Source organism: Streptomyces sp. NPDC043996 (genome assembly GCF_056435225.1).
In genome coordinates, this window is record NZ_JBWKEY010000019.1 from 8,619 (window position 1) to 21,510 (window position 12,892).

The 12,892-nt window shown below is 74.8% G+C and carries 1 pseudogene; it reads right to left on the minus strand.

What is annotated here, in order from left to right:
* Positions 1-102 precede the first annotated feature (102 nt).
* Positions 103-12,744, minus strand: a pseudogene (locus AC07A4_RS37270) (SDR family NAD(P)-dependent oxidoreductase); the annotation flags it as partial.
* Between the last annotated feature and the right edge of the window lie 148 nt (positions 12,745-12,892).

Consider the following 12,892-nt stretch of genomic DNA (forward strand, 5'->3'; position numbering starts at 1 on the left):
CACCAGGTGGGGACGGGGCCGTCGGCTTGTGTCCGTCAGCGCCGGTCAGGGCCGGTCAGCGCTGGTCAGAGCTGGTCAGAGCTGGTCGAGCCACTCCTCCACGGCGCGGGCCGTGGTGCGGGAGTGCTCCTCCATCACCGTGAAGTGCGTGCCGGGCACGTCCACGGCGCTGTGCTCCAGCTTCCAGGAGGGGCGCCAGTCGTAGTCCTTGGTCCACTCCATCAGCGGCTCGCTCGCCCGGACCAGGAGCGTCGGCGCCTGGACGGGGTCGGGCAGCAGGCCGAGGAACATGTAGCGGGCCATGGCGGTCACCCAGGCGTCGCCCCAGTCGTTGTCGTCCGCGCCGGGCACCGAGTCGTAACGGTCGCTGAGCTGTTCGCCCATCGCGGCGGCCATGTCGCCGAGCGCCTTCTCGTCGACGTAGGTGTCCACGAGGACCACGCCCGCGGGGCCCGTGCCCCGCCGCTCCAGCTCCTGGGCCACGGCGTGCGCCACGAGCCCTCCCGAGGAGTGCCCGCACAGCACGTACCGCTGGTCGCCGACCTGCCGCAGCACGGTGTCCGCGTGCAGCCGCACCAGCGCTTCCTTGTCGGCGGGCAGCAGTTCGCCCTCCAGGAAGCCGGGGTGGGTGATGACGCTGACGTCGCGCCGGTCGCGGAAGTACGCGCCGAAGCGGGCGTAGTCGTAGGCGCTGGAGCGGCCGACGTACGAGGTGAACATCACCACGGCGACGGGCTCCTCGCCCCGCGACAGGGGGAAGACCGCGCGCGGCGCGCCGAGTTCGGACTCCTCGGTGAACGAGGCGCGGAACTGCGCCATGGTGCGAAGGAGCGGGATCAGGTCGTCGGCCCTGCCCTGCCGCGCCGCCTCGTCGTACAGCTCGGCGAGGCCGGTGGCGGGCCGGGGCGCGGCCGGGTGGGCGGTGGGCGCCTCGGCCGGGTGCGCGGGGCGCTCGGGCGTGGTCGGGGCGCTGCCGGGGCGCGGGCCCTGGGGTGCGGGCGCGGTCGCCTCGGGCGCCGCGGGTCCGGCCTGTTCCAGGTCCGCGGCGAGGCGCTCGGCGAGCGACCTCGGGGTGGGGTTCTGGAAGACGATCGTGGCGGGCAGGCGCAGGCCGGTGGCGGCCGTGAGCCGGTTGCGCAGTTCGACGCCGGTGAGGGAGTCGAAGCCGAGCTCCAGGAAGCCGCGTTCGTCCTCGACCCGGTCGGCGGACGCGTGGCCGAGGACGGCCGCCGCCTGGTCCCGCACCAGGGCGAGGAGCAGGTCCGCGCGCTCCTGGCCCGCGGTGGCCGCCAGGCGGCGCGCGAACGCCTCCGCCTCGGAGGCCGCGGCGCCCGCGGCGGTGCGCCGGGCGGGCACCCGCACCAGGCGCCGCAGCAGCGGCGGCACGCTCTCGCCCTGGCGCGCCGCGGTCCGCAGGGCCGCCGTGTCGAGCCGTACGGGAAGCAGCAGCGGCGCGCCGATGCAGCGGGCCGCGTCGTAGAGCTCGACGCCCTCGCTCGACGACAGGGCCTGGACGCCGCCTCGGGAGATGCGGCCGCGGCGGGCGTCGTCGAGGTGCCCGGTCATCTCGCTGCTCTCGGCCCACAGGCCCCAGGCGAGCGCGGTGGCGGGGACGCCCCGGGCGCGCAGGTGGTGGGCGAGGGCGTCGAGGAAGGCGTTGGCGGCCGCGTAGTTGCCCTGTCCGGGGCTGCCGAAGGTGGCGGCCGCGGAGGAGAACAGGACGAACTCGGCGAGGTCCGCGTCGGCGGTGAGCGCGGCCAGGTTGAGGGCCGCGTCCAGCTTGGGCCGCAGGACGGTGTCCACGCGCTCGGGGGTCAGGGACGCGATGAGGGCGTCGTCCAGGACTCCGGCGGTGTGCACGACGGCGGTCAGCGGGTGCGCGGCCGGAACGGTGGCCAGGGTCCGGGCCAGCGCGTCGCGGTCGGCGGCGTCGCAGGCGACGACGCGCGCCGTCGCCCCGAGTGCTTCGAGGTCGGCGACGAGGGCGGCGGCGCCGGGGGCGTCCGGGCCCCTGCGGCTGGTCAGAAGCAGGTGCCGGGCGCCGTGTTCGGCCGCCAGGTGGCGGGCGACGAGGGCGCCGAGCGTGCCGGTGGCGCCGGTGATCAGGACGGTGCCCTCGGGGTCGGGGGCGCGCGTCGCGGTGTCCGGGGCGGCCGGGGCCTGCGCGGGCACCAGGCGCGGCGCGAGCAGCGCCCCCTCGCGGACCGCGAGCTGCGGCTCGTCCAGGGTGAGGCCCTGGGCAAGGAGCGCGGCGACGCGCTCGCGGCCCGCGCCGTCGGCGTCCAGGTCGACCAGGACGATCCCGGCGTCGCCGCCGCCCGCCTGCTCGGACTGGGCGGAGCGCGCCAGGCCCCACAGTGCGGCGCCCGCCGGGTCGGGCACGTCGCCGCCGTCGGTGGCGACCGCGCCCCGGGTCACCAGGACCAGGCGGGCGGCGGCCAGGCGCGGGTCGCCCTGCCAGGCCTGGAGCAGGGCGAGGGCCTGGTGCAGGGCGGCGCGCGTCCGCTCGGCGGTGCCCGCCCCTGAGGCGTCCGGGTCGGGCCCGGGCGCGAAGGTGACGAGCAGCGTGCCCGGCGTTTCGGCGCCGGTGTCGAGGGCCGCGAGCAGGGCGTCGGTGTCGGCGTAGGCGGCCATGTGCGCGCCGGACGCGGCGAGTTCGGCGCCTGCCTTCAGGTCGTCGCCGCCGAGGGTCGCCCAGGTCGTGGCCGTCGCGTCGGCCGTACCCGTGGGCAGCGGCGTCCACTCAACGGCGAACAGGGCGTCGCGGTGCCCGCCGCCGGAGGCGGCGCGCAGCTGCTCGGGGGCGACGGGGCGCAGCTCCAGGGAGTCGGCGCGGGCGACTTCGGCGCCGGTGTCGTCGGCGAACAGCAGCGCCACGCCGCCGGTCGCGGCGGGGCGCAGGCGGACGCGCAGCACGGTGGCGCCCTGCGCGGCCAGCGAGACGCCGCTCCAGGCGAACGGCAGTCTGACGCCGTCGGCCTGGGTGAAGGGCGCGAGGGCCACGGCGTGCAGGGCGGCGTCGAGGAGCGCCGGGTGCACGCCGTAGGCGCGGGCATCGCGGTGTTCGCCCTCGGGCAGCGCGACCTCGGCGTAGACGGTGTCGCCCGCCGGGTCCCGCCAGGCGGCGCGCAGTCCCTGGAAGGCGGGCCCGTAGGCGAGTCCGCCGTCGGCGAGGCGCTCGTAGAAGCCGTCGACGCCGATCGCTTCGACGCCCTGGGGCGGCCAGGCGCCGAGGGTTTCGCCGGGGGCGGCCGGGGCGTCGCCGAGGGTGCCGGTGGCGTGCCGCGTCCAGGGGGCGTCGGGGACGCCCTGGGCGCGCGAGGAGATGGTCAGCGGGCGCCGTCCGGTGGTGTCGGGGGCGCCGGCCCACACCTGGAGGGTGACGGTGTCGTCGGCGGCGAGGACGAGCGGCGCCTGGAGGGTGAGCTCCTCGACGAGTCCGCAGCCGACCTCGTCGCCCGCGCGCAGGGCGAGCTCCACGTAGGCGGTGCCGGGCAGCAGCACGGTCTCGCCCACGGCGTGGTCGGTGAGCCAGGGGTGGGTGCGGCGGGAGAGGCGTCCGGTGAGGACGTACTGGTCGGCGTCGGCCAGTTCCACGCGGGCGCCGAGCAGCGGGTGCCCGGCGGCTTCGATGCCCGCGGCGGTGACGTCGCCGGTGGCTCCGGCGGCGGGCTCGGGCCAGTAGCGCTGCCCCTGGAAGGCGTAGGTGGGCAGGTCGAGGGTGGTGCGCGCGCCGGGCAGCAGGGCCCGCCAGTCGAGTGCGGCGCCGTGGGCGTGGGCTTCGGCGATCGAGGCGAGCAGCCGGTCGGGGCCGCCCTCGTCGCGGCGCAGGGAGCCGAGCGCGACGGCGCTGGTGTGCGGCGCGGCGTCGATGGTCTCCTGCACGGGGACGGTGAGCACCGGGTGCGGGCTCATCTCGAGGAACAGGCCGTGGCCTTCGGCGAGCAGACCACGGGTGGCGTGCTCGAAGAGGACGGTCTGGCGCAGGTTGCGGTACCAGTAGCCCGCGTCCATGAGGGTGTCGTCGGTGAGCCAGTCACCGGTGAGCGTCGAGTACAGCGGGATGTCGGCGGCCTTCGGGTCGACGGCGGCCAGCGTCTCGTGGATGCGGTTCTCGATCTCTTCCACGTACGAGGAGTGCGAGGCGTAGTCGACGGGGATGGTGCGCGCCCTGATGTCCCGCTCGGCGCACTGGGCGACGAGTTCTTCCAGGGCGCGCGGGTCGCCGGAGACGACGAGCTGGGAGGGGCCGTTGACGGCGGCGATCTCGATGCGGCCGTCCCAGGCGGCGAGGAGTTCCTCGGCCTCGTCCTGGGGCAGGACGAGGGAGACCATGCCGCCCTTGCCGGACAGTTCGCGGATCGCGACGCTCCGCAGGGCGACGACGCGAGCGGCGTCCTGGAGCGTGAGCGCGCCCGCGACACACGCGGCGGCGATCTCGCCCTGGCTGTGCCCGACGACGGCGGCGGGCTTCACCCCGGCCGCCTCCCACGTGGCGGCCAGCGACACCATCACGGCGAACAACACCGGCTGGACGACATCCACACGGTCGAAGTGGTCGCCGCTCAACTCCTCGAACAGGTCCCAGTCCACGAACTCCGACAGGGCGGCCGCGCACTCCCGCATCCGCTCCGCGAACACCGGCGAGGCGTCGAGGAGTTCGACCGCCATGCCCGCCCACTGCGAACCCTGGCCGGGGAACACGAACACGGGGCGGGCCGTGCCGCCCTGCGCGCGGCCCGTGACGGCGTCGCGCCCGGTCTCGCCCCGGGCGAGCTCGTCGAGTGCGGCGAGGAGTTCACGGCGGTCCCGGCCGAGGGCCACGCCCCGGTGCTCGAACCGCGAGCGCGCGGCGGTCAGCGACCAGGCGACGTCGGCCGGGTCGAGGTCGGTGCGCGCGAGCAGGTGGGCCCGCAGCCGGTCCGCCTGGGCGCGCAGGGCCTCGGGGGACTTCGCGGAGAGGGCGAGGGGCACCAGGCCCGGCAGCACGGACGACGTCGCGTCGCTGGTCGGCTCCGGCTGCTCGGGCTGCTCGGGCTCCGTCGCCTGCTCCAGGATGACGTGCGCGTTCGTACCGCTGATGCCGAAGGAGGAGACGCCCGCGCGGCGGGGCTCGCCAGGCGCGCGCTCGGGCCAGTCGCGGTTGTCCGTGAGGAGTTCCACTCCCCCGCCGGTCCACTCGACCTCGGGGGTCGGCGCGTCCACGTACAAGGTCTTCGGCAGGACGCCGTCGCGCATCGCCATGACCGTCTTGATGATGCCGCCGACACCGGCGGCGGCCTGGGTGTGGGCGATGTTGGACTTCAGGGAGCCCAGCCACAGCGGCTTGTCGTCGGTGTGCTCCTTGCCGTACGTGGCGATGAGGGCCTGGGCCTCGATGGGGTCGCCGAGCACCGTGCCGGTGCCGTGGGCCTCGACGGCGTCGACGTCGGCGGCGGTGAGGCGGGCGTCGGCGAGCGCGGCGCGGATGACGCGCTGCTGGGAGGGGCCGTTGGGCGCGGTCAGGCCGTTGCTCGCGCCGTCCTGGTTGATGGCCGAGCCGCGCACGACCGCGAGAACGGGGTGCCCGTTGCGGCGCGCGTCGGAGAGGCGCTCCAGGACGAGCATGCCGACACCTTCGCCCCAGCCGGTGCCGTCGGCGGCGGCCGCGAAGGACTTGCAGCGGCCGTCGGGCGCGAGGCCCCGCTGGCGGCTGAACTCGGCGAACGAGGTGGGGGTCGGCATGACCGCGGCGCCGCCCGCGAGGGCCATCGCGCACTCGCCCTGGCGCAGCGCGCGCACCGCCAGGTGCAGCGCGACCAGCGAGGAGGAGCAGGCGGTGTCGACGGTGACGGCCGGGCCCTCGAAGCCGAAGGAGTACGACAGGCGGCCCGAGGCGACGCTGGCCGCGTCGCCGGTCATGACGTAGCCCTCGACGCCTTCGGCGCCGTTGAGGGTGGTCGAGTAGCCCTGGGTCGACAGGCCGACGAACACGCCGGTCTCGCTGCCTCGGACGGCGGACGGGACGATGCCCGCGCGCTCCAGCGCCTCCCAGGACGTTTCGAGGAGGAGCCGCTGCTGCGGGTCCATGGCGAGGGCCTCACGCGGGTTGATGCCGAAGAACTCGGAGTCGAACGCGTCGGCGTCGTGGAGGAAGGCGCCGGTGGTGACGTACGTGAGGCCGTCGTCGCCGTCGGCGCCTTCGAAGCCCGTGGGGGCCGTGACGTCCCAGCCTCGGTTGACGGGGAAGCCGGTGAGGCCGTCCTCGCCCGCGAACACCATCCGCCACAGGTCCTCGGGGGAGCGTACGCCGCCGGGGTAGCGGCAGCTCATGGCGACGATGGCGATGGGCTCGTCCTGCCCGGCGGCGGCGGGCCGCTGGGCCTGGGCCGGGGCGGCGGGCTCGGGGAGCGAGCCGAGGAGTTCCGTGCCCAGGTGGGCGGCGAGGGTGACGGGCGTGGGGTAGTCGAAGACGAGGCTGGCGGGCAGGCGGAGACCGGCGGCCGCGTTCAGGCGGTTGCGCAGTTCGACGGCGGTCAGCGAGTCGAAGCCGAGCTCCTTGAACGCCTTGGCGGCGTCCACCGATTCGAGCGAGGGGTAGCCGAGGACGGCGGCGACGTCGGCGCGGACGAGGTCGATCAGGGCCTGTTCGCGCTCCCGCGCGTCGAGCCCGGCCAGGCGCTGGGCCAGCGGCTCCTGTCCGTCAGCCGCCGGACCCGCCTGGGCGGCGGCCTTGCGGGCCCGCGCGCGGATGAGGCCGCGGAACAGCGGCGGCACATCGGCCCCGAACTGCCCGCGCAGCGTTTCGACGTCGAGCTTCATCGGCACCAGGGCGCCGTCGGCCTGGGTGAGGGAGGCGTCGAGGAGGGCGAGGCCCTCGTCCGCCGACAGGGCCGCCACACCGGCCCGGTTCATGCGGTCGATGTCACCGTCGGCGAGGGCTCCGGCCATGCCGCCCTGGTCGGCCCACAGACCCCAGGCCAGCGACGTCGCGGGCAGGCCGAGCGCACGCCGGTGCTGGGCCAGAGCGTCCAGGAAAGCGTTGGCAGCCGCGTAGTTGGCCTGCCCCGCACTCCCAAGGACACCCGCCGCGGACGAGAACAGCACGAACGCCGACAGATCAAGCCCGGCCGTCAGCTCATGCAGATTGACCGCCGCGTCCACCTTCGGCCGCAGCACCGTGTCCACCCGCTCAGGAGTCAGCGAGGTCAGCACGCCGTCGTCGACGACTCCGGCCACATGCACGACCGCCGACAGACTGTCGCGTACACCCTCCAGGAGGGCGGCAAGGGCGTCGCGGTCGGCGACGTCGCACGCGGCGATCGTCACCCGAGCGCCCAACTCCTCCAACTCCGCCCGCACTTCACCCGCGCCCGGAGTGTCCTCACCCCGACGCGAGACCAGCAGCAGTTCCCGTACGCCGTGTTCCCCGGCCAAGTGCCGGGCCACGACCCGTCCCAGACCACCGAGGGCACCGGTCACCAAGACCGTGCCCTCAGCCCGGAACACCGGCGGCAGCGTAAGCACCACCTTGCCGATGTGACGGGCCTGGCTCAGATAGCGGAACGCCTCCGGCGCCCGCCGTACGTCCCACGCCCGCACCGGCAGCGGCGCCAGCACCCCCCGCTCGAACAGCGACAGGATGTCCGCGAGCATCTCCCGGATGCGGTCGCGTCCGGCGTCGATGAGGTCGAAGCTCCGGTACGTGACTCCGGTGTGCTCCGCGGCGATGACCTCCGGGTCGCGGAGGTCGGTCTTGCCCATCTCGACGAACCGGCCGCCACGCGGAAGCAGTCGCAGCGACGCGTCCACGAACTCCCGGGCCAGCGAGTTCAGGACCACGTCCACGCCCTGGCCGCCGGTGTGGTCGAGGACCGACGCCTCGAAGTCGAGGTCCCGGGACGAGGCGATGTGCGACTCCTCGACGCCGAGCTCCCGCAGGACGTGCCACTTCCCGGCGCTGGCGGTGCCGTACACCTCGGCGCCGAAGTGCCGGGCCAGCTGCACGGCGGCCATGCCGACGCCACCGGCGGCCGCGTGCACGAGCACCGACTCGCCCGCCTGGAGGTCGGCCAGGTCGCGCAGCGCGTAGTACGCGGTCAGGAACACCGTCGGCACGGACGCCGCCTGGGCGAACGACCAGCCTTCGGGTATGCGCGCCACCAGCCGCGCGTCGGCGACGGCGAGCGGGCCGAAGGCGGCCTCCAGCAGGCCGAGGACCCGGTCGCCGACGGCGAGGTCCGTGACGTCGGGGCCGACCTCGACGACGACACCGGCGCCTTCGGTGCCCATGACCGCGTCACCCGGGTACATGCCGAGCGCGATCAGCGGATCACGGAAGTTGACGCCAGCGGCGCGGACCTCGACGCGCACCTCACCGGCGGCCAGCGGCCTGCCGCCGGACACCTCGGCGTCGTCGGCGACGGGAAGGAGCGCCAGGTTCTCCAGGGTGCCCCGGCCCGTCACGCCGAGCTGCCAGGTCTCGCCCGCGGGGGCGGCGAGGACGCCGCCGCCCGCGCGCAGCAGGCGGGGCGCCCACGCTACGTCGCCGCGCACCGCGACCTGCGGCTCGTCCAGGCCGAGGACGGCGGGCAGCTGGGCCAGGGCGGTCGAGGAGCCGTCGACGTCGACGAGGACGAGCCGCCCGGGGTTCTCCGACTGGGCCGAGCGCAGCAGACCCCACACCGGGGCATCCACCAGACCGTCAGCCGACACCACGTCACCGGCACCCACACCCACGGCACCCGACGTCACCACCACCAGACGCGCGTCCTCACCACCAGCGAAGGACAACCACTCCCCCACCACACCGAGCGTCGCGTACAGGGAAGCGCGCACCGACGCGGCGACACCCCGCGCGGGGTCGGGGGCGGCGCAGGTGGCGACGACGGACTCGGGGACGGGTGCGCCGCTCTCGACGGCGGCCACGAGCGCGGCGACGTCGGCGTACGCCGTGACCGTCGCACCAGCGCCCGCCAGCGCCGCCCGCACACCCCACTCGTCCGCGCCCAGCACCGCGTACGAACCACCCGCCGCCACGGCGGGCGCGGACACCACGCTCCAGTCGAGGCGGAACAGGGAGTTCTTGCGGTTCTGCTGGTCGGTGCTCGCTTCGGGTACGGCGATGGGCCGCAGGACGAGGGAGTCCACGGTGGCGACCGGCTCGCCGTTGGCGTCGGCGACGGCGAGGGACACGCCGTCGGTTCCCGCGGCGGTCAGGCGGACGCGCAGCGCGGCCGCGCCGGTGGCGTGCAGGGACACGCCGGTCCAGGAGAACGGCATGCGGCCCTGCTCGGTGTCGGCCACGAAGGTGCCGAGGCCGAGGGGGTGCAGGGCGGCGTCGAGGAGCGCCGGGTGCAGTCCGTACGTGTCGGCGTCGGCGCGGTCCTCCTCGGGCAGCGCGACCTCGGCGAAGAGTTCGTCGCCGCGCCGCCATACGCCGCGCAGGCCCTGGAAGGTGGATCCGTAGTGGAATCCGGCGGCGGCGAGGCTCTCGTACAGCGTCTCGGTGTCCGCGCGCTCGGCGTCGGCGGGCGGCCACTGGGTGAGGTCGGCGTCGGCGGGCCGCCCGGCGGGGGCGGGGGCGAGCATTCCGGTGGCGTGGCGCAGCCAGGGCTCGTCGGACCACAGGTCTTCGGTGGTGGCGTCCTGGGGGCGCGAGTAGAGGTTCACCGGGCGGCGGCCGAAGGCGTCGGCGGCGCCGATGGCGAGCTGGATCTGCGCGGCGCCGCGCTCGGGCAGGACGAGGGGTGCCTGGAGGGTGAGTTCCTCCAGGTGCGCGCAGCCGACGCGGTGTCCGGCGTGCAGGGCGAGCTCGACGTAGGCCGTGGCGGGCAGCAGGGCGGTGCCGCCCAGGGCGTGGCCCGCGAGCCACGGCTGGGCGGTGAGGGAGAGCCTGCCGGTGAACAGGTAGCCGTCCAGGTCGGCGAGGGCGACGGCGGCGCCGAACAGCGGGTGGTCCGCGGGGTGCAGTCCGGTGGCGCGGGCGTCGCCGACGCCGCCGACGGCGGGGCGCGGCCAGTAGCGCTGGTGCTGGAAGGCGTACGTCGGCAGCGCGACGCGGCGGCGCGACGCGACCGGCGCGTACAGCGGTGTCCAGTCGACGTCGGCGCCGCGCACGTGCACCTTGGCGAGGGCGGCGAGGAAGGTGTCGGTCTCGGGGCGGTCCTTGCGGACGGCGGCGACGAGCCCGGACTGCTGCTCGGGCTCGGTGAGCGTGTCGTGCGCCATCGCGGTCAGGACGGAGTCCGGGCCGAGTTCGAGGAGCGTGGAGACGCCGAAGCCGGTCAGCGCGCCGATCCCGTCGTGGAAGCGGACGGCCTCACGGATGTGGCCGACCCAGTAGCCGGGGTCCTTGAGCTCGGTGGCGGTGGCGAGCCGCCCGGTGACGTTGGAGACGACGGGAAGCTTCGGGTCCTGGTAGGCGAGGCCTTCGGCGACCTTGCGGAACTCGTCCAGGATCGGCGCCATGAGCGGCGAGTGGAAGGCGTGCGACACCTTCAGCCACTTCACCTTGCGGCCGTCGCCCCGAAGGGTCTGCTCCAGGCCCTCCAGGGCCGTGCGCTCACCAGAAAGCACGATCTGGGACGGCCCGTTGACCGCAGCCACGCCGACACGCTCGGCCAGGCCCTCCAGTAGCGGCAGGACGTCGGCCTCCGCCGCCTGCACGGCCAGCATCGCGCCGCCCTCGGGCAGCGCCTGCATCAACCGACCACGAGCAGCCACCAGCTGAGCCGCGTCCTCAAGGGACCACACACCAGCCACGTACGCCGCTGCCAGCTCGCCGACGGAGTGGCCGCCGACGATCTCCGGACGTACGCCGAAGGACTCGGCAAGGCGGAACAGCGCCACTTCCATGGCGAACAGCGCGGGCTGCGCGTACCCCGTCTGCTCAAGCAGGTCCGCGTCGGTACCGAACATCACGCTCTGGAGCGAACGTTCTATCCACGGATCAATATGAGCACACACCTCGTCCAGCGCGTCCGCGAACACCGGGAAGGTCTCGTACAACTCCTTGCCCATGCCGACCCGCTGACTGCCCTGACCGGTGAAGACCACACCGAGGCGGCCCTCGGCGACCGTGCCCGTCACCACGCCCGGTGCGCCGCCGTCGGCGGTCACGGCCGCCAGGCCCGTGAGGAACTCCTCGCGGTCCCGTCCGAAGACCACGGCCCGGTGTTCCAGGGGCGACCGGCCCGACAGGAGCGAGAAACCCACGTCGACGGCGTCCAGTCCGGCGTCGGACGTGACGTGGTCGCCGAGCTGTGCGGCCTGGTCCCGCAGGGCCTCCGCGCTGCGGCCCGACACCAGCCAGGGCACGGCGGTCGGCGGCGCGACGGGCGCCACCGGCTCGGTGTCGGCGGGCTCGGCGGCGGGCGCGGACTCCACGATGACGTGGGCGTTGGTGCCGCTCACGCCGAACGACGACACGCCCGCGCGGCGCGGGGCGTCGCCCCGGCGCGGCCACGGCCGAGCCTCCGTGAGGAGTTCGACGGCGCCCGCCGACCAGTCGACGTGGGTGCTCGGCCGGTCCGTGTGCAGGTTCTCGGGCAGGAGGCCGTGGCGCATCGCCATGACCATCTTGATGACGCCCGCGACGCCCGAAGCGGCCTGCGTGTGGCCGATGTTGGACTTGACGGAGCCGAGGAGCAGCGGCTGGTCGGCGGGCCGGTCCTGGCCGTACGTGGCGAGCAGCGCCTGCGCCTCGATGGGGTCGCCGAGGACGGTGCCGGTGCCGTGGCCCTCGACGGCGTCGATGTCGCTGGTGGAGAGGCGGGCGGCGGCCAGGGCCTGGCGGATGACGAGCTGTTGGGAAGGCCCGTTGGGGGCGGTGAGGCCGTTGCTGGCACCGTCCTGGTTGACGGCCGAGCCGCGGACGATGGCGAGGACCTCGTGGCCGTTGCGGCGGGCGTCGGAGAGGCGCTCCAGGGCGAGGACGCCGACGCCCTCGCCCCAGCCGGTGCCGTCGGCCGCGTCGGCGTACGGCTTGCAGCGGCCGTCGGAGGCGAGGCCGCCCTGGCGGCTGAACTCGGCGAACGCGCCGGACGTGACCATGATGGCGACGCCGCCCGCGAGGGCCATGTCGCACTCGCCCTGCCGCAGGGCCTGCGCGGCCAGGTGCAGCGCGACCAGCGAGGAGGAGCAGGCGGTGTCGACGGTGACGGCCGGGCCCTCAAGGCCGAAGACGTAGGAGATGCGGCCGGAGATGACGCTGGAGACGTCGCCGGTGAGCAGGTAGCCGTCGACGCTGTCCGGGGACGACATGAGGGCGGGGCCGTAGCCCTGGGCGGTGGCGCCGACGAACACGCCGGTGCGGCTGCCGCGCAGTGACGCCGGGGGGATGCCGGCCCGCTCGAAGGTCTCCCAGGTGGCTTCGAGGAGGAGCCGCTGCTGCGGGTCCATGGCCATGGCTTCGCGCGGTGAGATCCCGAAGAAGGCGGCGTCGAAGTCGCCCGCGTCGTAGACGAAGCCGCCGCCGCGCTCGGGGCGGCCGGAGTCGTCGGCGCCGCCCTCGGTGCGGCCCGCGAGCGCGTCGACGTCCCAGCCCCGGTCGGTGGGGAAGGCGGAGAGGGCGTCGCGCCCGTCGGCCACGAGCCGCCACAGGTCCTCGGGGCCGCGTACGGCTCCGGGGTAGCGGCAGCTCATTCCGACGATGGCGACGGCCTCGGGCTCTTCCGACTCCACTTCGCGCAGGCGCTGGCGCGTCTCGTGGAGGTCGGCGGTCACCCGCTTGAGGTAGTCGAGGAGCTTTTGCTGGTCCGCCATCGGAAACTCACCTGTTCGCGTAGTCACAGAAAGATCGCGTCGTAACGAAGTTTCATCACGAAATGCCGTAACGAAATGTCGTAACGAAAACACGTGCGATAACAAAGAGCGGTGTCGAAGAACCGCGCTGGTGGGGGCCGGTCCGGCC